17 protein-coding genes are annotated in these 19,204 nt (G+C 73.1%); 13 read left to right on the top strand and 4 right to left on the bottom strand.

The features are described from left to right. Positions 1 to 10 precede the first annotated feature (10 nt). Both ACGF4F_RS15790 and ACGF4F_RS15785 read left to right on the top strand, forming a co-directional pair. Complete coding sequence (locus tag ACGF4F_RS15790) at positions 11 to 1,564, top strand: fused MFS/spermidine synthase (RefSeq protein WP_393077875.1); 1,554 nt, start codon at positions 11 to 13, stop codon at positions 1,562 to 1,564. Between the two features lie 71 nt (positions 1,565 to 1,635). Further along, positions 1,636 to 3,228, top strand: coding sequence for a serine/threonine-protein kinase (locus ACGF4F_RS15785; RefSeq protein ID WP_393077872.1), 1,593 nt, complete (start codon positions 1,636 to 1,638; stop codon positions 3,226 to 3,228). Positions 3,229 to 3,299: 71 nt separating this feature from the next. On the opposite strand, the gene ACGF4F_RS15780 is transcribed toward ACGF4F_RS15785, so the two are convergent. Further along, positions 3,300 to 3,968, bottom strand: a complete 669-nt coding sequence (locus ACGF4F_RS15780) for a TrkA family potassium uptake protein (protein ID WP_357438357.1) — start codon at positions 3,966 to 3,968, stop codon at positions 3,300 to 3,302. After that, positions 3,958 to 5,292 (bottom strand): potassium transporter TrkG, encoded by a 1,335-nt coding sequence (locus ACGF4F_RS15775; protein ID WP_357438354.1) that lies wholly within the window; start codon positions 5,290 to 5,292, stop codon positions 3,958 to 3,960. Before ACGF4F_RS15775 ends, ACGF4F_RS15780 begins: the two co-directional genes overlap by 11 nt. Before the next feature lie 106 nt (positions 5,293 to 5,398). On the opposite strand from ACGF4F_RS15775, the gene ACGF4F_RS15770 reads away from it, so the two are divergent. Further along, on the top strand, positions 5,399 to 6,514 hold the full coding sequence (locus ACGF4F_RS15770) for a glycerophosphodiester phosphodiesterase (protein ID WP_357438352.1): 1,116 nt from the start codon (positions 5,399 to 5,401) through the stop codon (positions 6,512 to 6,514). 321 nt (positions 6,515 to 6,835) lie between these two features. On the opposite strand, the gene ACGF4F_RS15765 is transcribed toward ACGF4F_RS15770, so the two are convergent. Continuing rightward, a complete protein-coding gene (locus ACGF4F_RS15765) occupies positions 6,836 to 7,024 on the bottom strand; it encodes a GntR family transcriptional regulator (protein WP_357438349.1) in 189 nt (62 codons plus the stop codon). Between the two features lie 157 nt (positions 7,025 to 7,181). Between ACGF4F_RS15765 and ACGF4F_RS15760 the strand changes: the two genes are divergently transcribed. From ACGF4F_RS15760 to ACGF4F_RS15735, 6 genes are all read left to right on the top strand, one after another. Further along, on the top strand, positions 7,182 to 8,384 hold the full coding sequence (locus ACGF4F_RS15760) for a substrate-binding domain-containing protein (RefSeq protein ID WP_357438347.1): 1,203 nt from the start codon (positions 7,182 to 7,184) through the stop codon (positions 8,382 to 8,384). A gap of 3 nt (positions 8,385 to 8,387) precedes the next feature. Continuing rightward, on the top strand, positions 8,388 to 9,131 hold the full coding sequence (locus tag ACGF4F_RS15755; RefSeq protein WP_357438345.1) for an ABC transporter ATP-binding protein: 744 nt from the start codon (positions 8,388 to 8,390) through the stop codon (positions 9,129 to 9,131). After that, complete coding sequence (locus tag ACGF4F_RS15750) at positions 9,128 to 9,913, top strand: ABC transporter ATP-binding protein (protein WP_357438342.1); 786 nt, start codon at positions 9,128 to 9,130, stop codon at positions 9,911 to 9,913. Before ACGF4F_RS15755 ends, ACGF4F_RS15750 begins: the two co-directional genes overlap by 4 nt. Next, positions 9,910 to 10,800, top strand: coding sequence for a branched-chain amino acid ABC transporter permease (locus ACGF4F_RS15745; protein ID WP_357438339.1), 891 nt, complete (start codon positions 9,910 to 9,912; stop codon positions 10,798 to 10,800). Before ACGF4F_RS15750 ends, ACGF4F_RS15745 begins: the two co-directional genes overlap by 4 nt. Next, positions 10,797 to 11,912: a branched-chain amino acid ABC transporter permease gene (locus ACGF4F_RS15740; protein ID WP_357438337.1), complete on the top strand. Its 1,116-nt coding sequence runs from the start codon at positions 10,797 to 10,799 to the stop codon at positions 11,910 to 11,912. Before ACGF4F_RS15745 ends, ACGF4F_RS15740 begins: the two co-directional genes overlap by 4 nt. 100 nt (positions 11,913 to 12,012) lie before the next feature. Next, a complete protein-coding gene (locus ACGF4F_RS15735) occupies positions 12,013 to 12,762 on the top strand; it encodes an SDR family NAD(P)-dependent oxidoreductase (protein ID WP_393077865.1) in 750 nt (249 codons plus the stop codon). Between the two features lie 60 nt (positions 12,763 to 12,822). On the opposite strand, the gene ACGF4F_RS15730 is transcribed toward ACGF4F_RS15735, so the two are convergent. Further along, positions 12,823 to 13,644 (bottom strand): hypothetical protein, encoded by an 822-nt coding sequence (locus ACGF4F_RS15730; protein ID WP_357438333.1) that lies wholly within the window; start codon positions 13,642 to 13,644, stop codon positions 12,823 to 12,825. A 142-nt stretch (positions 13,645 to 13,786) separates the two neighbouring features. Between ACGF4F_RS15730 and ACGF4F_RS15725 the strand changes: the two genes are divergently transcribed. From ACGF4F_RS15725 to ACGF4F_RS15710, 4 genes are all read left to right on the top strand, one after another. Further along, positions 13,787 to 15,568: a BTAD domain-containing putative transcriptional regulator gene (locus ACGF4F_RS15725; protein ID WP_393077862.1), complete on the top strand. Its 1,782-nt coding sequence runs from the start codon at positions 13,787 to 13,789 to the stop codon at positions 15,566 to 15,568. 37 nt (positions 15,569 to 15,605) lie between these two features. Beyond that, positions 15,606 to 17,792: a DEAD/DEAH box helicase gene (locus ACGF4F_RS15720; protein ID WP_357438328.1), complete on the top strand. Its 2,187-nt coding sequence runs from the start codon at positions 15,606 to 15,608 to the stop codon at positions 17,790 to 17,792. Between the two features lie 145 nt (positions 17,793 to 17,937). Next, a complete protein-coding gene (locus ACGF4F_RS15715) occupies positions 17,938 to 18,168 on the top strand; it encodes a heavy-metal-associated domain-containing protein (RefSeq protein WP_073834377.1) in 231 nt (76 codons plus the stop codon). Next, on the top strand, positions 18,161 to 19,201 hold the full coding sequence (locus ACGF4F_RS15710) for a hypothetical protein (protein WP_393077858.1): 1,041 nt from the start codon (positions 18,161 to 18,163) through the stop codon (positions 19,199 to 19,201). The genes ACGF4F_RS15715 and ACGF4F_RS15710 overlap by 8 nt, the downstream gene beginning before the upstream one ends. The last annotated feature ends 3 nt before the right edge of the window (positions 19,202 to 19,204 follow it).

The following is a 19,204-nucleotide window of genomic DNA, read 5'->3' as shown; positions in this document are numbered from 1 at the left end:
CATCGCCACGGTGAGCAGCACATCGTCCGACGTCGAGGCGGAGCCGGCCCCGAGCGCGCCGGCCCCGCCCCGGGCCCTGCCGAACGGGCTCGCCGCGTTTCTCGTCTTCCTCTCCAGCGGGGCCGTGCTGGTCCTGGAGACCGTCTCGCTGCGCCTGGTCGGCCCGTACGTCGGGGTGACTCTCCAGGTGACCAGCTCGGTCATCGGCATGGCGCTGGGCGCCATCGCGTACGGGGCGTGGATGGGCGGGTGGCTGGCCGACCGGCGGGACCCGCGCACCCTGCTCGCCCCGGCGCTGGTGCTGGCGGGCATCGCCACCGCGGTCACCCTCCCCGTCGTCCGGTACGCCGGCGAGGCGCTGCGCGGCGGCGCGGCGAGCGGGGTCCTCCTGCTGACCGCGCTGGCGTTGCTGGTGCCGGCCGCGCTGCTGGCCGGGGTGACCCCGCTGGTGGTCAAGCTCCAGCTCGCCGACCTGCGACGGACCGGGCAGGTGGTCGGCCGGCTCTCCGGCATCGGCACGCTGGGCGGGATCACCGCCACCCTGGTCACCGGCTTCGTGCTGGTGGCGGCGCTGTCCAGCACGGTGATCGTGCTCGGGCTGGCGGCGGTGCTGGGGGTGACCGGGCTGGCGCTCGGGGCGTACCTGCGCCGGCGGGCCGGGACCGGGCTGCCCGCCCCGACCCGGGTCAAGGCCACCCTGGCGGTGCTCGGCCTGGCCGCGGCGGGCCTCTCCGCGGTCGCCCCGAACCCGTGCGACGTGGAGACGGCGTACCACTGCGCGAAGGTGGAGACCGACTCGCAGTGGACGCAGGGGCGCGTCCTCTACCTCAACTCGGCCGAGCACTCGTACGTGGACCTGGCCGACCCGACCCACCTGAAATACGCGTACACCCAGTGGATCGGCCTGGTCGCCGACCTGGCCGCGCCGGCCGGGCAGCGGCTCGACGCCCTGCACCTCGGCGGCGGCGGCTTCACCATGCCGCGTTACCTCGCCGCGACCCGGCCGGGCACCGACAACCTGGTCTTCGAGATCGACGGCGGGCTGGTCGACCTGGACCGGCGGGAGCTGGGCGTGCGCACCGGACCGCAGTTGCAGGCCAGGGTCGGGGACGCCCGGGTGCTGCTCGGCGCCGAGCGCACCGACAGCCGCGACTTCATCGTCGGCGATGCCTTCGGGCACCTGGTCGTGCCCTGGCACCTGGCCACCCGGGAGATGGCCGCGGAGGTCCGCCGGGTGCTCCGGCCCGGCGGGATCTACGTGCAGAACGTCATCGACGTGCCGCCGGGCCGGTTCATCCGGGCCGAGCTGGCCACCGTCCGGGCCGAGTTCCGGCACGTCGCGCTGATCGCTCCGCCCTGGGGCATCGAGGGGCGGTCCGGTGCGAACTTCCTCATCGTCGCCTCGGACGCGCCGCTGCCGCTGGCCGGCGCCCTGTCCCGGCTGGGCATGCTGCCCGAGCCGGCCAGCCTGCTGTCTGGGGACGAGCTGACCGGGTACGTCGGCGACGCGCTGGTGCTGACCGACGACTACGCCCCGGTGGACCAGCTCTTGGCGACCGCCTGAACGGGTGACTTTCCTGACCGATTCCGACCCTTCAGGTGTACGGCGGTCCGCTCCGGGCAACAGGACCGACCATGGGTGCAGCGGTGAGGGGCGGCGCGCAGCTGCTGGGTGAGCGGTACCGGCTGGTCGAGCAGCTCGGTGCGGGAGGCATGTCGGTGGTCTGGCGCGGCTACGACGAGGTGCTCGGTCGGCAGGTCGCGGTCAAGGTGCTCGCCTCCCGGCTCGCCAGCGACAAGGCGTTCCGGCACCGGATCCGGATCGAGGCGCAGGCCGCCGCCCGGCTCTGCCACCCCAACATCACCAACGTGTACGACTACGGCGAGTCGGATCAGGCCGGGCTGACCGTGCCGTACGTGGTGATGGAACTGGTCGACGGCGGCCCGCTCAGCGCCCGGCTCGGCCGCGGCGGGCAGCTGCCCTGGCGGGAGGCGGTGACCATCGGCGCGGAGGTGGCGTCGGCGCTGGCCACCGCGCACGCCCGGGGCGTGGTCCACCGGGACGTGACCCCCGGCAACGTCATGCTCACCTCGACCGGGGTGAAGGTCGTCGACTTCGGCATCTCGGCGCTGGCCGGGGAGAGCGAGCAGGGCCCGGACGGCGCCCTGCTCGGCACGCCCGCGTACCTGGCTCCGGAGCGGCTGAACAACGGCCAGGTCTCCCCGGCCACCGACGTGTACGCGGTCGGTCTGCTGCTGTACCGGATGCTCACCGGCCGGCTGCCCTGGCAGGCCAGCACCACCACCCAGATGCTCCGGGCGCACATGTACCACGATCCGGAGCCGATGCCGCCGGTGCTGGGACTGCCCGACGAGGTGGCGCAGCTGGTCCGGCAGTGCCTCGCCAAGCGCTGCGCGGATCGGCCGGCGACCGCCGAGGTGGCCCGTACGCTCGCCGAGGCGGCCGGCATCGCGGCGATCGTGCCGGTCTCGCCGGCGGTCGGCCAGGTCGATCCGACGCTGGTGGAGAACGCCGGGACCACCATCCTGCCCTGGTCGGCGGAGACCGACGCGCTGCCCTTCTCCGCCGTCCGCACCCGTACCCGGGCCGCCGTGCGCAGGCGCAGGGTGGAGGCCGGGGTGGCCGCCGCCGGCCTGGTCGCGGTCACCGCCACCCTGTGGGGGATGACCTCGAAGAGCTCGGCCAGCGGCGGCGTCGAGCCGGCCCAGGCCCGGATGGAACTGCCGCAGTCGATCCCCTGCGCGGTCGACTACACGCTGCGGCGGGACTCCGGAAAGGACTTCACCGCGGAGCTGACCCTGACCAACACCGGTAACCGGGAGCTGCGCGGCTGGACGATGAGCTTCACCTTCCCGGGCCGGCAGACCGTGACGAGCGCCCAGCCGGCGGTCCACCAGCAGGGGCGGACCGTGCAGCTCCAGGCACCGGCCAGCGACCCGGCGCTGGCGCCGGGCGCGTCCCGGAAGATCTCGCTGACCGGTCGCTACACGGGCGGCAACCTGCTGCCGGTGGAGTTCAAGGTCGGCGACAGCACCTGCGGCGTGCAGGTCTCCGGGGTGGCCGGCTCAGTGCCGACCACCGCCCCGGCCCGCACGACGGCCCCGAAACCGCCCCCGAAAGCGAGCACGGCGAAGAGTAGCGGCAGCCGGGCCAACCCCGAGAAACATGGCAAGGGCAAGGGGGACGGCAAGGGAAAAGGCGACTGACCGAGGGAAAGGGGGACCACGGCGGCAAGGACCAGGACCGGGGCAAGGTCAAGGCCAAGCAGAAGTGATGCTCAGCCGAGCGCGGCGAAGCGCTGCACCTGGCTGATGCTGCCCTCCACGACGAGCACGCTGTCCGGTTGCAGCACCGTGTCCGGGCCGGCGTAGCGGAACGGCTCGCCGGGCAGTTTCGCGCCGACCACCATCACCCCGTACCGGTCCGCCGGGGTCAGCTCCCGCAACGGCCGCCCGACCATCGTCCGCGGTACGCGTACCTTGGCGATCGCGAAGTCATCGCCGAACTCGACGAAGTCGAGCATTTTGCTGACGATCAGGTGCGCGACCCGCTCGCCGGTCTCCGCCTCCGGAAAGATCACGTGATGCGCCCCCACCGAGCTGAGGATCTTCGCGTGCTTCTCCGAGGTGGCCCGGGCCCAGATCTGCGGGATGCCCAGCTCGGTCAGGGCCAGCACGGTCAGCACGCTCGCCTCCACCGAGGCGCCGATGGCGACCACCACCCGCCGGAAGTCCGCCACGCCGATCTGGCGCAGCACGTTCTCCTCGGTGGAGTCCGCCTGCACCACCCGGTCCAGCCGCGCCGACCAGCGCTGGACCCGCTCCGGGCCGCGGTCGATGGCCAGCACGTCGTGATCGAGGTGGGCCAGCGAGCCGGCCAGCCGCGAGCCGAACCGGCCGAGGCCGATCACCGCGATGCCGCTGTCGTCCGTCTTCCTAGCCGACAATGGGTTGCTCCTCCGGGTAGCGGTACTGGCGTCGTCGGGTGTTCAACGCGATCGCCGACCCGAGGGTGAGCGGGCCGATCCGACCGATGTACATGAGCGCGGTCAGCAGGTACTGCCCGGGTTCCTTCAGCTGCGCGGCGAGCCCGGTGGTCAGGCCGGTGGTGCTGAACGCGGACGTGACGTCGAAGAGCGCGGTGTAGTAGCGGACGTGCTTGGTCGTCGCGATCACCACGACCGTGCCGGCGACGACCAGCGCCACGCTGATCAGCGCCACGGTCAACGCCTGCCGCTGGCTGGCGGTGGCGACCCGTCGGCCTCCCACCGTCACGTCCGGTTCGCCGCGCAGCTCGGCCCAGATGACGAAGGCGAGCAGGAAGAAGGTGGACACCTTGATCCCACCGGCTGTGCTGGCGCTGCCGCCGCCGATGAACATCAGGACGATCAGCAGCGGGTAGCTCTCCTCGCTCAGCCGATCGATGTGGATCACGTCGAAGCCGCCGGTGCGGCTCAGCGCGATCTGGGTGAACGCGGACAGGATCTTTCCCCGCGCATCGAAGGTGCCGATGGTGGCGGGATTGCGCCACTCGGCGAACAGCAGGGCGCCGAAGCCGAGCGCGATCAGCGTCAGGGTGCCCCAGATCGTCAGCTTGGTGGCGATCGCCCAGCCCTTCGGCCGCCGTCGCTCCCGGACCGCTTCGAAGATCGCCGGGAAGCCCAGCCCGCCGATGATCGCGCCCAGCCCCAGCGGCAGCGCCACCCAGGGGTCGCGGGAGAAGGCGACCAGCCCGTCGGAGTAGAGGCTGAAGCCGGCGTTGTTGAACGCCTGGATGGAGTGGAAGGTGGCGTACCAGAGGGCCCGCCACGGGGGGTAGCCGTAGGTCAGCCAGAGCCGGCCGGTGATCACCGCCGTCATCACCGCCTCGGTGACGAGGACCGTCGCCGCGATCCGGGTCAGCAGCCGCCGGACGTCGCCGACGCCGAACTCGGCGGTCTCGGCCTGCACCAGCAGCCGGTTGCGCAGGCCGAGTTGGCGGGAGACCACCAGGATCACCAGCGCCGCGACGGTCAGGATGCCCAGGCCGCCAAGCTGCGTCAGCACGGTGATCATCGCTAGGCCGAAGCCGTTCCAGTAGTTCGGGGTGTCGTTGACGGCCATGCCGGTGACCGACACCGCCGAGGTGGCGGTGAACAGCGCCGTGAGGAACGGGGTGTACCGGTGGTGGCTGGTGGCCCAGGGCAGCATCAGCAGGCCGGTGCCGAGCAGGATGGCCGCCAGGAACCCGAACGGCACCAGCCGCACGGGGTTACGGAGCAGACGGCGCACCAGGTCATCTTCCGTCCGGACATTCACCGGCAGGTCAGGAAACGACCAACTGCCGGCCAACCGCGACCGGTCTGCTGTGCGTACCCATCGACGACAGGAGACGGTGTTGCGACGTACCCTTTCCGCCCTCGGCGTGGCCGGCACGCTGCTCGCGGCGGCCGTGGCGGTGCCGGCCGTGGCCGCCCAGGCCCGGCCCGAGGCCGCCGCCGACCAGCCCCGAGGGGCCCACCGCCCCATCGTGATCGCCCACCGCGGCGCGAGCGGCTACCGGCCCGAGCACACCCTGGAGGCCTACCGGCTGGCCGTCCGGATGGGCGCCGACTACATCGAGCCTGATCTCGTCTCGACGAAGGACGGCGTGCTGGTCGCCCGGCACGAGAACGAGATCTCCGGTACGACCGACGTGGCCGCCCACCCCGAGTTCGCCGCCCGCAAGGCGACGAAGACCATCGACGGGGCGCAGGTCACCGGTTGGTTCACCGAGGACTTCACCATGGCCGAGTTGAAGACGCTGCGGGCCAAGGAGCGGCTGCCCCAGGTGCGGGTGGCCAACACCGCGTTCGACGGGAAGTTCGAGGTGCCGACCTTCCAGGAGGTCATCGACCTGGCCCGGGCCGAGTCGAAGGCGCGGGGCCGGACCATCGGCGTCTACCCGGAGACCAAGCACCCCAGCTACTTCACCTCGATCGGGCTCCCGCTGGAGGAGCCGCTGGTCGCGGTGCTCGAAGCCAACAAGCTGACCCACCGCAACGACCCGGTCTTCATCCAGAGCTTCGAGACGGCCAACCTGCGCAAGCTGGACCGCATGATCGACGTACGGCTGGTGCAGTTGATGGACGCGGCCGGCCGCCCGTACGACTTCACCGCCGCCGGCGACCCGCGCAGCTACGCCGACCTGGCCTCGGCTTCCGGCCTGGCCTGGGTGGCCCGGTATGCCGACGGCGTCGGCCTGCACAAGAACCTGATCGTGCCCCGGGACGCGGCCGGCAAGCTGCTCGCCCCGACCACGGTGATCCGGGACGCGCACCAGGTGAAGCTGCTGGTGCACGCCTGGACGTTCCGCGCGGAGAACCAGTTCCTCCCGGTCGACTACCGGATCGGCACCGACCCGAATGCCCGCGGTGACATCACGTCCGAGTACGAGCTGTTCTTCGGCCTCGGCCTGGACGGCGCCTTCGCCGACCAGCCGGACACCGCCGTGGCGGCCCGCGCCGGCCGGTAGACGGTGTCCGCGCCGGGGGCCTCGGGGCCCCGGCGCGGCGCTCCCGCGATGTGGGGTGCCCGGCGGTTTCCGGGCACCCCACGTGCTGTTTCTCCGGCTGTTTCCTCTGGGCGCGGCGCAGTCGTGGGCGGCCTGGCCGGGCGCCGGGCGGCCGGGCGAGAGTGCTCCCGTTCGACGCTACGAACTTGATGACGTGAATGGATCGGCGAACCGGGCGGAGGTTGCGCTCATCGGTTCCTTTAGCTGATGGCGCGAACGATTCAGGCGCGGCCCAGCGTGCCTGAATCGTTTACGACATCAAGTCTGTAGGGAGTGCGGACCCTACTGCCCGGGGCGCTCGGCGACATAGGTGCCACGACCGGGGTGGCCGATGATCAGTTCCCGATCGTGCAGCAGCGAGAGGGCCCGCGAGGCGGTGTTCATGTGGACGCCGTAAGCCTCGGCCAGACCCGGCTCCGCGATGGCGGGGTGCGACACACCGGCCGGCGCCTCGATGGCGGCGGCGGCCATCCGGAGTCGACGAGGTTACGCGAGGATGTCGGGGGTTGTTACGCGGGGCCATCCCACCCCGATCACTTGTGTGTTTCGACCACATAGCTCGTGGGTGACGTCACTTCTAGCGTGAGCCGACAACTGACGTTCCCCCCTGTCCTCACCTGGAGTCGCAATGACGATCCGGCACACGCGACGGGTGTTCCTTTCCGCCGCCACGATGATGGCGGCCGCGGTGGCCGTCACGGCGTGTGGCAGCCCGCAGGACACCGCCTCCGGCGGCGGCGAAACCGCCCCGGTCAAGGTCGGGCTGGTGTATTCCCAGTCCGGGCCGCTCGCCAGCTACGGGAAGCAGTACATCGAGGGTTTCAAGGCCGGCCTCGACTTCGCCACCAAGGGCACCGGCAAGGTCGGCGACCGGAAGATCGAACTCACCGAGGTCGACGACGCGGGTGACCCCGCGAAGGCGGTCTCCGCGGCCAAGGACCTGATCGGCAAGGGCGCGAAGATCATTGCCGGCTCCACCTCCTCCGGCGTGGCACTCCAGGTCGCCCCGATCGCCGCGCAGAACAAGGTGCTCTTCATCTCCGGTCCGGCCGCCACCGACGCGGTGACCGGGGCGAACAAGTACACGTTCCGGTCGGGCCGGCAGTCCTACCAGGACGTGGTGACCGCCAAGTCCTTCATCGGCGACGCCACCGGCAAGAAGGTGGTCGTGTTCGCCCAGGACGGTGCCTTCGGTGACGCGAACGAGGCCGCCGTCAAGGCGGTGATCGGCGGTGCCGGCGCGACCGTGAGCAGCGTCCGGGCCCCGGCGAGCGCCACCGAGTTCACCCCGTTCGCCAGCCAGATCAAGGCCGCCAAGCCGGACCTGCTCTTCGTCGCGTGGGCCGGCACGACCGCTCCCGCCATGTGGCAGACGCTCGACCAGCAGGGCGTACTCGCCGCCACCACGGTCGTCACCGGCCTGGACATCCGCGCCTCCTGGCCGACCTTCGGCGCGGCTGGCAGCAAGATCTCCTTCCTGTCGCACTACTTCGACGGGGCCAGCGACACCGAGGCGGCCAAGGCGGCCAAGGCCAAGATCCCGGGCGGCACCCTCGACCTGTTCCACCCGGACGGCTTCGCCGCCGCCCAGATGGTGGTCCGCGCCGCGCAGGAGGGTGGCGACGACGTCGACAAGATGATCAAGGCGCTGGAGGGCTGGCAGTTCGACAGTGTCAAGGGCCAGATGACCATCCGGCCCGAGGACCACGCGCTGCTCCAGCCGATGTACCAGGCCAAGCTGTCGGGCAGCGGCACCGCGTACACGGCGACCGCGCAGAAGACCCTCACCGGTGACGAGACGGCGCCGCCGGTCACCCAGATGAAGGGCTGATCCGTGCTCGCCACCCGCGGTCTGACCTGGCGGATCGGTGAGGTCGCGATCGTCGACAGCGTCTACCTCGACCTCGCGCCCGGCGAGTTCCTCGGCGTGATCGGGCCGAACGGCGCCGGCAAGACCTCCCTGTTCAACCTGATCACCGGCCTGCGCCGGCCCACCGAGGGGCGGATCCTGCTGGACGGAGAGGACGTCACCGCCCTCCCGCCGCACCGGCGGGCGCGCCTCGGGCTGGGGCGCACCTTCCAGGCGTCCTCGGTGTTCGGCTCGCTGACGGTGCGGGAGAACGTCCGGCTCGCCGTACAGGCGCACCGGGGTGGCTCGATGAAGCTGTGGCGGCGGGCGGCGGCCGACCGGGAGGTGGCCGCCGCCGCCGACGCGGCGCTCGACCGGGTCGGCCTCGCCCACCGGGGTACGGCGCTCGCCGGCGCCCTGGCCCACGGCGAGAAGCGCAAGCTGGAGATCGCCCTGCTGCTCGCCGGGGAGCCCCGGGTGATGCTGCTCGACGAGCCGATGGCCGGGGTCAGCGCCGAGGACGTGCCCGAACTGGTCGCCGTCATCAAGTCGTTGACCGGCGACAGCGGGCGGTCGGTGCTCATGGTGGAGCACCACATGGACGTGATCCTGGAACTGGCCGACCGGATCGCCGTGATGCACCACGGGGCGCTGCTGGCCTGCGACACCCCGGACACGGTGATGGCCAACGCCACCGTGCAGGAGGCGTACCTGGGGGAATCGCTATGAGTGAGCCTGTCCTCAGCGTCCAGAACCTGTCGGTGCGGATCGCCGGGCTGCACATCCTCCAAGGGGTGTCGTTCGAGGTCGCGCCGACCGGGGTGACCGTGCTGCTCGGCCGCAACGGGGTCGGCAAGACGACCACGTTGCGCGCGATCGTCGGGCTGACGCCCCGCAACGGCGAGGTGCGCGGCACGATCCGGATGGGCGCGCGCAGCCTGCTCGCCCGCCCCACCCACCGGCTGGTCCGCGACGGCCTCGGCTACGTGCCGGAGGACCGCTGCGTCTTCGCCGGCCTCACCGTCGCGGAGAACCTGCGGCTCGCCGAACGGCGGGGCACCACCCCGGCGTACGACAAGGTCTTCGCCCTCTTTCCCGAGCTGGACCGGCGCGGCCGGCAACGGGCCGGCTCGCTCTCCGGCGGGCAGCAGCAGATGCTCGCCATCGGTCGGGTGCTGCTCAACGACAACCGGCTGCTGCTGATCGACGAGCCGACCAAGGGGTTGGCGCCGAAGGTGGTGACCGAGGTGGCTGAGGTGCTGGAACGGGTGGCGGAATCCGTGCCGGTGCTGCTGGTGGAGCAGAACCTGGCGGTGGTCCGGCGGCTGGCCAGGGACGCGGTGGTGCTCTCCACCGGCAAGGTGGCCTGGACCGGCGATGCGCAGGAACTGCTGCTGGAGACCGCGCTGACCAAGTCGCTGCTGGGCGTCGGCTCGGAGGTCACGGGGAGCGCGAGGAGCGAGCCGGGTCCGCGGGCCGCGCAGTCGCGAACGAAGGATGGCATCGCGTGAGCACGGTGATCCTGTTGGCGCTGACCGGGCTCGGCCTGGCGGCGCTCTACTTCCTGGTGGCCTCCGGCCTCTCCCTGGTCTTCGGCCTGGCCGACGTGCTCAACTTCGCGCACGGCCTGTTCCTCGGCGGCGGCGCGTACGCGACCTGGTGGGCGGCGGGCAACCTGCCCGGCGCCGGGCCGGGCGGCTTCGGGTTCGTGGTGGCGGTCGCCTTCGGCGTGCTCGCCGGGGCGATGGTGGCGGTGCTGGTCGAGCTGGTGCTGATCCGACCGCTCTACTCCCGCACCATCGAGCAGGTGCTGGTCACGGTCGGCCTGTCGCTGGCCGGGGTGGCACTGCTCCAGGCCACCTGGGGCGCCGACCCGCGGCCGTTCCCGCGCCCCGCGTGGACCCGTGAGGTGACTTCGATCCTCGGCGCGAACGTGCCGAACGCCGGGCTGCTGCTGATCATCGCCGCGGTGCTGGTGCTCGGCGGTCTGCTCGCCTTCCTCCGGTTCACCAGGTACGGCCTGATCATCCGGGCCGGCGTGGAGAACCGGGAGATGGTGACCGCGCTCGGCATCGACGTACGTAAGGCGTTCACCCTGGTCTTCGCGATCGGCGGGGCGGCCGCCGCGCTGGCCGGCGCGCTCGGCGGGGTCTACTTCGGCACCGTCTCGCCCGGGCAGGGCGGCTCGCTGCTGATCTTCGCGTTCATCGTGGTGGTCATCGGTGGGATGGGCTCGGTGGTCGGGTCCGCGTACGCGGCGGTCGCGGTCGGGCTGCTGCAACAGTTCGTCAACTACTACGGCACGTCCGGGCTGGGCGACCTCTGCGTCGTCGGGCTGCTCGCCGTGGTGCTGCTGCTGCGTCCGCAGGGCCTGGCCGGAAAGGTGGCTCACGCATGACCGAGGTGAAGAGTCCCGAGGTCGCGGCGCCGCCCGCAGCGGTGCCCGACGAGCTGACCCCCGGGCACTCCCGCTGGCTCGGGCTGCGCCCGTACGCGCCGCTGGCCGCCCTGGTGGTGGCGGCGATCCTGCCGTACTCGACGCTGAACCTGCCGGGCATCTTCGAGGGGCCGCTGAACTCGCCGGGCACCCTGCAACTGCTCGCCATCTGTCTGGTGTTCGGCGGCCTCGCGGCGGGCTACGACCTGCTCTTCGGGCGGACCGGGATGCTCTCCTTCGGGCACGCCCTCTACTTCGCCGCCGGCGTGTACGGCACCGACATCCTGATCACCCGGTTCGGGCTGCCGCTGTGGCAGGCCGCGCTGTTCACCGTCGTCGGCGGGGCGATCCTCGCCGCGCTGCTCGGGGCGGTCGCGCTGCGCACCGTGGGGATCGCGTTCGCCATGGTGACGCTGGCCTTCGCCCAGGTCGGGGCGATCCTGGTGGCCCGCGACTTCGGCGGCCTCACCGGCGGCGAGGAGGGGCTGCCGCTGGACGTGTCCGGGCTGCCGTCCGCGCTGGTCGGGGTCGCCAACACGGTGAACCTCTACTGGCTGGCGCTGGCGTACCTGGCCCTCGTGGTCTTCGTGGTGCACCGGGTGAGCGGCTCGCCCACCGGCCGGGTGCTGGCCGGGCTGCGCGACGACGAGCGCCGGATCGGGGTGCTGGGGCTCGACCCGTACCGCTTCAAGCTGGTCGCGTTCACCCTGGCCGGCGGGCTGGCGACGGCGGGCGGGGTGGTCTACTGCCTGATCGTGGGCGGTGCGAGCCCGCACGTCACGTCGTCCGAGCTGACCCTGTCGCTGCTGGTCATGGTGGTGCTCGGCGGTCCGGGCACCCGGTGGGGTCCGGTGCTGGGCGGCATCCTCTACATGTACCTGGACCACCGGCTGACCGCCTTCGGCACCAGCGACGCGGTGAACAGCCTCCCGGCGTTCCTCAGCCACCCGCTGTCCCAGCCGCTCTTCGTCCTCGGCACCGTCTTCATCCTGGCCGTCTACTTCTTCCCCGGCGGCCTGGCCAGCCTCCGATCCCGCCTAACCCCGGTGCTGGCCGCCCTCCGCCGCCACTGACCCCCACCTCCCGGGCCCTCGAGTTGATCAAGAGGGTTGCGTCAGGATTCCGCCGTAGGATGACGCAAACTTCTTGATCAACCGCCAAAGGGGAGGCGTCGTGGGGGAGAGCAAGCTCGCGGTGGTCAGTGGGGGTGGGACCGGGATCGGGGCGGCGGTGGCCGGGGGACTTGTCGCCGACGGGTACGACGTGCTGATCGTGGGGCGGCGGGCGGACGTGCTGCTGGCCACCGCCGAGCGGATCCGGGCGGAGTGCGGGCGGCCGGAGGCGGTCAGCGCGGTCACCGCGGACCTCACCGACCCGGCGCAGCTCGCCGGGGTGGTCTCGGCGGTGGGGGAGCGGACCGTCGACGCCGTGGTGAACAACGCCGGCGGCTACCTGGGCGGCCCGACCGACACGGTCGCCGACGTGGCGGCCTGGTGGCGGGCCAACCTGGACGCCAACGTGCTCACCGCCGTCCTGCTCACCGAGGCGCTGCGGCCCGCCCTGCGCCGCCCCGGCGGACGGGTGCTGCTGATCAGCTCGATCGCCGCCCAGCGGGGCGGGGCCGGGCCCTACTCGGCGGCGAAGGCGGCGCTGCACGGCTGGGCGTACGACCTGGCCGCGCAGCTCGGTCCGGAGCAGATCACGGTCAACGTGGTCAGCCCCGGGTACGTCGCGGAGACCGAGTTCTTCGGCGACCGGATGACCCCGGAGGGGCACGCCAAGCGGGTCGGCGCCACCCTGGTCGGGCGGGCCGGCGTGCCGGACGACATCGCGGCGGCCGTGCGCTACCTGGTCAGCCCCGCCGCCGGCTACGTCACCGGCCAGGTCCTCGGGGTCAACGGCGGCTCGGTCCTCGGCCGCTGACCCGACAACGACGCGGGGGCGGCGGCCCCCCGTGTGGCCGCCGCCCCCGCCCGTCGTGGGTCAGCCGTTCAACAGCTCGTACGCCAGCGAAGGTGCCTTCGTCACCGCGCTCCCGGTCGGCGCGGTGATCTTCTCCGTGCTGCCGAAGTCGGTGTAGGCGACGACGTACTGGTACGCCTTCTGCTTACCGGCCGCGGGCATCTCCAACACCAGCGAGGTGAGGTGCCCGTCCGGCCCCACCTGTGCGGTGAACGGCACGTGCTTGCCCGCCTCGCCGAGCGCCGCCGCCTCGCCGTCGTCCAGCGCCTTGGCCGCCTCGCCGCCGGTCACGTCGATGAACCCGGCGTACTTCCCGGGGCCCTGCTGCTCGACGGAGGTCGCCGCGTCGAGCAGCGGGCCCGCGTTGCCCTGGTCCGCGCCGTCGTAGCTCGGCACGCCGCTGGCGTCGGTCAGCTTGGCCTTGTCCAGCGCCATCCACTTCTCCGGGAGCTTCGGCAGGCCCGGCTTACCGCTGAACTTCGCCTTCATCCAGACCTTGTCCTCGATGACCAGGAACGACATCTTCACGGTGATCCCGTCCTCGGGTGGCATCGCCATGTTCATCTCCAGCGCCTTCGACGCCGGATCGATCCGCCCGCTCAGACTGGTGGAGGCGTCCTTGCCGGTGAACCGGAACGCGCTCGTGGCCTCGTCCGGGACTGTTGCGAGGAGCGCCTGCTTCGGGTCGACGGACGGGGACGCCGCAGGGGTGGATCCGGCGCCGGTGGAGGCGCCGTCCTTGATCGTGCCGCACCCAGCGGACAGGGCGGTGGCGGCCAGCACGGCCGTCGCGATGCCCGCGACCCGCCGGATCGTCGCGGCGGTGCCGATACGCTGCGTCATTTCGTTGACTCACTTTCCCAGGGGGCTGTTGCGGGGAGATCTTGGCAGGTCACCACGGCCGTCCCGCTGCCGATATGCTGCGGTCCGACTGCCGCGGGCCGCCGTCGGCGTACGGGGCGGGGTGTAGGAGCGGGAAACTCGCATGTCACAGGTCTTGCGCTTCGAGATCCTCGGGCCGCAGCGGGCCTGGTACGCGGACCGCCCACTCGATCTCGGCGCCGGCAAGCAGCGGGCGGTACTCGCCGTGCTGCTACTCTCCGCCGGCCGCCCGGTCTCCACCGGACAGGTCGTCGAGGCGGTCTGGCCGGAGGACCCGCCCGCGAACGGCCCCAACGTCGTGCAGAAGTACGTCGCCGGGCTGCGCCGGGTGCTGGAACCGGACCGGTCCCCGCGTACGCCGGGGCGGGTGCTGACCCTCACCGACGCCGGCTACTTGCTGCGGGTCCCGCCGGAGTCGGTCGACGCGGTCCGTTTCGAGCGCGGCGTGCACCGGGCCCGGCAGCAGCACGCGGCCGGGCGTACCGCCGAGGCGCTGGCGGAGCTGACCGCCGCGCTGGACCTGTGGCAGGGTGACCCGTTCACCGGGTTCCCGGGGCTGTACTTCGACACCGCACGGCACCGCCTCGTGGAGCTGCGGGCCGTCGCCCTGGAGACCCGCGCCGAGCTGGAACTGGACAGCGGGCGGCACCGCGAGCTGGTCGGCGAACTGGTGGAGCTGGTGGCCGAGTTCCCGGTCCGGGAACGGCTGCGGTACCAGCTCATGCTGGCGCTGTACCGCAGCGGCCGGCAGGCGGAGGCGCTCGCCGCGTACCGGGAGTTCGCCGTCCTGCTCCGCGAGGAGTACGGCATCGAGCCCGGCGAGGTGTTACAGGAGCTGCACGGACGGATGCTGCGCTCGGACGGCACACTGCTGCTCCCGCCTCCGCAGCGCGCGCTCACCGCACCGGACCCGGCCCCGGCCGTGCCGGTCCAGTCGGCGCGACCGGCCGAGAGGCTCGCCGCCGCCGCGCCCGCCGCGCCCGCCGCGCCTGCCGCATCCGAGCACCCGGCCGCGCCTGGCGCACCCGAGCACCTGGCCGCGCCCGCCGCACCGGTCGCACCTGGGCACCCGGCCGCACCGCCCGGATCGGCGTCGCCGTCGGTCCCGGCTGCCGGACCGGTCCCTCCGCCGCCCGTCGGCTGGCTACCGCCCGACACCGCCGGCTGGCCCGCCGACGGCCCGCCGCCGGTGCCGATGCCCGCGGTCGCGCGCCGCGGCGTGCCACGCTGGCTGAGCATCGGCACCACTGTCGTGTCCGCGCTCACCGCCCTGGCCTCCTTCGGCCTCCTCACCTGGCTGGTGGTGCTCCTGTACGCGATCTGGCGACGGAGCTGGCGCAACGGGCTCGCGGCGGCCTACTACCTGGCGGTGGCCGTGGCCTTCCTGGCTGGCGTCGGCGGCAGCGAGACCGACGAGGTCACCGACTTCGAGGGCTTCCTGATCACCATCTGGCTGATCACCGGGCTGGCGGGCGCGGTGCACGTCGTGTTGCTCAACGGGCGGCTGCTCGGCTGGTTCCGCGCCCACTGGGGCCGCCGGCCGCCGGCGGACGACCGCCGGCTGCGCCGAGAGCATGCCCGCTACCTGCTCTACCACTATCCGACGGCGCGCGGGGAACTGCGCATCGGCCGCCCCGACCTGCCCGGGGCGTACGACGACGGTGGTCTCGTCGACATCAACGCGGTGGCGGACCAGGTGATCATCGGGCTGCCCGGGCTGAGCCCGGCGCAGGCGCAGCACCTGGTGCTGGACCGGCGCGTGCGTGGCGCGTACGCCTCGATGGAGGAGTTGGCCGCGCGGTGCCTCCTGCCGCCCGCCGTGAGCGATCCGCTCCGTGAGGTGCTGCTCTTCCTGCCACCCCCGCCGGCCAACTTGCCCTCGTGATCCCGGACGCCGCCCAGGCGCCTGGTAGAAATGCCGGATGAGCCAGGATCGGGTGGCCGTACGGGAGCGGGCCGAGGCGGTGCTGCGGCGGCTGGCGGGGGAGCACGCCCGGCTCCGTGAGGACCAGTGGCGGGCCATCGAGGCGCTGGTGGTGGACCGCCGGCGGGTGCTCTGCGTGCAGCGCACCGGCTGGGGCAAGTCGGCGGTCTACTTCGTGGCCACCGCGCTGCTCCGCCAAGCCGGCGCCGCCGGGCCCGCCGCCGGCGTGGGAGGCGAGGCAGCCGGCCCGACCGTGATCGTCTCGCCGCTGCTGGCGCTGATGCGCAACCAGGTCGATTCGGCGGCCCGGGCCGGCATCCGGGCCCGCACCATCAACTCGGCCAACCTCGACGAGTGGGACGAGATCACCGCCGAGATCCACGCCGGGACGGTGGACGTGCTGCTGATCAGCCCCGAACGCCTCAACAACCCGGACTTCCGGGACGGGGTGCTGCCGAAGCTGGCCGCCACCACCGGGCTGCTGGTGGTGGACGAGGCGCACTGCGTCTCCGACTGGGGGCACGACTTCCGGCCGGACTACCGCCGGCTGCGGACCTTCCTCGGCAACCTGCCCGAGCGGACCCCGGTGCTCGCCACCACCGCCACCGCCAACGCCCGGGTCACCGAGGACGTCGCCGAGCAGCTCGGTACCGAGCTGACCGCTCCGGCCGCGCAGCGACCGGACGTCCTGGTGCTGCGCGGCACCCTCGACCGGGAATCGCTGCGGCTGGGTGTGGTCGACCTGCCGAGCCCGGCCCACCGGCTGGCCTGGCTCGCCGACCACCTCGACGGGCTCCCCGGTTCCGGGATCATCTACACGCTCACCGTCGCGGCGGCCGGCGAGACGGCGGAGTTCCTTCGCGCCCGGGGCTGGCAGGTGGCCGCGTACACCGGCCAGGCCGACGACGCCGACCGCCGCGCCGCCGAGCAGGACCTGCTGGACAACAAGATCAAGGCGTTGGTGGCCACCAGCGCGCTCGGCATGGGCTTCGACAAGCCGGACCTCGGCTTCGTGGTGCACCTCGGCGCGCCGCCCTCGCCCATCGCCTACTACCAGCAGGTGGGCCGCGCCGGTCGGGCCGTGGAGCATGCGGAGGTGCTGCTCCTCCCCGGCGCCGAGGACGCGGCGATCTGGCGGTACTTCGCCTCCCTCGCCTTCCCACCCGAGCAGCAGGTGCGGGCGGTGCTCGCCGCGTTGCACCCGGACCGGCCCAGCTCCACCCAGGCTCTCGAACCGATCGTCGACCTGCGCCGGACCCGGCTGGAGCTGATGCTCAAGGTGCTCGACGTGGACGGCGCGGTCCGCCGGGTGCGCGGCGGCTGGCTCGCCACCGGCGAGCCCTGGGTCTATGACGAGCCCCGGTTGCGGCGCGTCGCCCAGGCGCGCGCCGCCGAGCAGCAGGCCATGCTCCGGTACGCGAGCACGACCGGCTGCCGGATGCGCTACCTGCGGGAATGCCTGGACGACGGCGGGGCGGGCGACTGCGCCCGCTGCGACAACTGCGCGGGCCCGGTGGTCGGCGCCGAGGTCAGCGACACCGCGCTCACCGCTGCGCAGGCCTTCCTCGGCCGCCCCGGCGTGGCGATCGCGCCGAAGAAGCTCTGGCCGACCGGCCTCGACGCGGTGGGCGTACCCCTGAAGGGACGCATCCCCCCGGCGGAGCAGGCGCTGCCCGGCCGGGCCGTGGGTCGCCTCTCCGACCTGGGCTGGGGTGGGCGGCTGCGCGGCCTGGTCGGGCCGGACGCGGCGGACGGCGCGGTCCCCGACGACGTCGCGGCGGCCGTGGTCGAGGTGCTGAAGGCGTGGGCACACGGCGACGACCCGTGGCCGCGCCGGCCGGTCGGCGTGGTGGCGGTCGGCTCCCGCACCCGTCCGGCGCTGGTCGGCTCGCTCGCCGAGCGGATCGCCGCCGTGGGCCGGCTGCCGCTGCTCGGCCGGGTCGTCCGGCCCGGCCCGTCGGGGGCCGGCGGGCCGCGCGGCAACAGCGCCCAGCGGGTACGCGCCCTGCACGACGCCTTCGCGCTGCCCGACGAGCTGGCCGACGCCCTGGGCGGGCTGGACGGGCCGGTGCTGCTCGTCGACGACCTGGTGGACTCCGGCTGGACCATGACCATGGTGGCTCGGCTGCTGCGCCGGGCCGGCGCCCCGGAAGTGCTCCCGCTGGCCCTCGCGATCGCCGGCTGATCCGTCGACGGCTTCCGGTCGCGCCCTCGATCTGAGGTAGTCGTCCACCGGCCGGGGTAAGTTCCCCGGCCGGCCGGATTGCGAGCGTCGCCACCGTCAGCGACGGTGCCCCGGGCGGCACCCCGGTTGGCGGTACCGTGGGCGCATGACCGAGCAGCGACCCGTCACCCAGACGTACGCCGTCAGCGGGATGACCTGCGAGCACTGCGTGCGGGCGGTGACCGAGGAGCTGTCCGCCCTGCCCGGCGTCGAGGAGGTCCGGGTCGATCTCGCCGCGGGTACGGCCACCGTCACCAGCAGCGATGCGCTGCCGGTCGAGACGGTCCGGGCCGCCGTGGACGAGGCGGGCTACGAACTGGCCGGCGGCGTTGCCTGAGTCGCCGTCCGTCACCCGTCCCGAGGCACCGGCCGCGGCCGGTCCCGACGCGTCAACCCCGGCCGGTCCCGACGCGTCGCCGGCCGTGCTCGACCGCGACCTGCCGCCCGGGGCGGGCCCCGGCATGGTGGACCGGGCCACGTTGCGGCTCGCCCTGACGGTGGGCGGGCTGGTGCTCGCCGTGCTGCTCGGCTTCGGCCTCGGACGGCTGAACCCGCCGCCGACCACCGCGTCCGGCGCCGCCCCGGCGACCGCGACGCACAGCCACGCGCCGGGCACCGGCGCGCACTCGCACGGCGGGGCCGCAGTCACCCAGGGTGACGGCGCGGACGCGGTCGGGCTCTCGCTCAGCTCGGCCGGCTACACGCTCACCCCCCTGACGATGGAGTTCACCCCCGGCCGGGCCGGTGAGCTGCGGTTCCAGATCCGGGACGAGCGGCGGCGACCGGTCACCCGGTTCGCCGTCGTGCACGACAAGCCGATGCACCTCATCGTGGTGCGCCGCGACCTCATCGGCTATCAGCACCTGCACCCGACGATGGCGGCGGACGGCACCTGGTCGGTGCCGCTGACCCTGCCCGAGGCGGGGGTCTGGCGGGCGTACGCCGACTTCACCGCGGTCGCCGACGACGGCCGGCAGACCGCCGTGACCCTCGGCACCGACCTGGCCGCGCCCGGCGGGTACGCGCCCCGGCCGCTGCCGGCCCCGGCCACCTCGACCACGGTCGACGGGTTCACCGTCGGATACGAGGGCACCCCGGCGGCGGGGGCGGCGACCCCGCTGCGGTTCCAGGTGCTCACCCCCGGCGGTCCGGCCGCGGCGCTGGAGCCCTACCTCGGCGCGTACGGCCACCTGGTCGCGCTGCGCGAGGGCGACCTCGGCTACGTGCACGTGCACCCGGAGACCCGGCGGGACGGCGACCCGGTCACGTTCTCGCTCAGCGCGCCCGGGCCGGGCCGCTACCGGATGTTCTTCGACTTCCAGGTCGGCGGCGTGGTGCGTACCGCCGCATTCACCGTGACGGTCGGTTGAGGC

Origin of the sequence: Micromonospora sp. NPDC047740 (assembly GCF_043204735.1) — a bacterium.
Classification (GTDB): Bacteria; Actinomycetota; Actinomycetes; order Mycobacteriales; family Micromonosporaceae; genus Micromonospora.
This window is presented reverse-complemented; position numbering and strand designations above follow the sequence as displayed.